This window comes from Rhizobacter sp., assembly GCF_031412075.1.
GTDB lineage: Bacteria > Pseudomonadota > Gammaproteobacteria > Burkholderiales > Burkholderiaceae_C > Rhizobacter.
The window spans coordinates 1-1,670 of the sequence record NZ_JANOCG010000569.1 but is presented as its reverse complement, the minus strand read 5'-3'; the positions used below and the strand labels follow the sequence as shown (position 1 = coordinate 1,670).

The 1,670-nt window shown below is 65.1% G+C and carries 1 protein-coding gene; it reads left to right on the top strand.

Going from position 1 to position 1,670, the window contains the following annotated elements:
• On the top strand, positions 1–1,670 hold a 1,670-nt coding region (locus RMO40_RS21115), incomplete at both ends, for a DUF6537 domain-containing protein (protein WP_309725522.1).

Genomic DNA, 1,670 nt, shown 5'->3' with positions numbered 1-1,670 from the left:
TGCCCTGGGTCGGCCAGGCGCCCTTCACCACCGACCAGCACATCTTCGCCAACCTGGGCGACGGCACCTACTTCCACAGTGGCAGCCTGGCCATCCGCCAGAGCATCGCGGCGGGGGTCAACATCACCTACAAGATTCTCTACAACGACGCGGTCGCCATGACCGGTGGCCAGCGTGTGGGTGAACGCCCCGAGGGCCACTCGGTGCTGCAGATCATGCACAGCCTCAAGGCCGAAGGTGTGAGCGCGCTGTGCATCGTGACCGACGAGCCGGAGAAGTACAACGGCGTGGCGCTTGCGCCCGGTGTGACGGTGTTTCACCGCGACGAGCTGGATCGCATCCAGCGCGACTACCGCGAGCTGAAGGGCACCACGGCCATCATCTACGACCAGACCTGCGCCACTGAAAAACGCCGCCGCCGCAAACGCGGCACGCTGGCTGTGCCCACCAAGACCGTGGTCATCAACGAGCTGGTCTGCGAAGGCTGCGGCGACTGTTCGGTGCAAAGCAACTGCCTGAGCGTGGAGCCCGTCGAAACCGAGTTCGGCCGCAAAAGACGCATCAACCAGAACAGCTGCAACAAGGACTACTCCTGCGTGAAGGGCTTCTGCCCGAGTTTCATCACGGTGGAAGGTGGGCAACTCAAGTCGGCCAAGAAGGCGAGCGCCGAGCGGCCCGACCCGTTTTCACTGCCGCCGATTCCCGAGCCAGTGTTGCCATCGGCCGCCAAGGCCTGGGGCATCGTGGTGGCGGGTGTGGGCGGCACCGGCGTCATCACCATCGGCCAGCTGCTGGGCATGGCCGCGCACATCGAAGGCAAGGGCATCGTCACGCAAGACTCGGCGGGCCTCGCACAAAAGGGCGGCAGCACCTGGAGCCACATCCAGATCGCCGACTCGGTGGACGCGATCTACACCACCAAGGTGGGCACCGCCGAGGCCGATCTGGTGATCGCCTGCGACCCCATCGTCGGCGCCAACCAGGGCACGCTGGCGGTGATGCGCGAAGGCCGCACCTATGTCGCGCTCAACACGCACGGCTCGCCCACCGCGGCCTTCGTGAACAACCCCGACTGGCAGTTTCCGCAAGCGAGCTGCGAAGCCGCGATTGCGGCAGCGGCCGGCGCGAAGAACGTGGGCGCGTTCGACGCCGACCACCTGGCGGTCAAGCTCATCGGCGACTCGCTCTACACCAACCCGCTGATGCTGGGCTACGCGTGGCAACAAGGGCGTGTGCCGCTGAGCCATGCGTCGCTGATGCGCGCCATCGAGCTCAACGGCGTGCAGGTCGACAACAACCGCAACGCCTTTGAATGGGGCCGCCGCGCGGCACACGACCTGGCAGCGGTGAAGGCGCTCACACAAACCGCGCAGGTGATCGAATTCGTGCGCAAGACCCAGGTGCTCGACGAGATGGTGGCCAAGCGGGTCGCGTTCCTGACCGAGTACCAGAACGCAGCGTATGCCGCGCAGTACCAGGGCTTCGTCGAGAAGGTCCGTGTGGCCGAAGCACCGCTCGCTTCACAAAAGCTCAGCGAGGCCGTGGCGCGCTACCTCTTCAAGCTGATGGCCTACAAGGACGAATACGAAGTGGCGCGGCTGCATACCGACCAGGCGTTTCTCGACAAGGTGGCGGCGCAGTTCGAAGGGGACTACAAGCTCAACTACCAC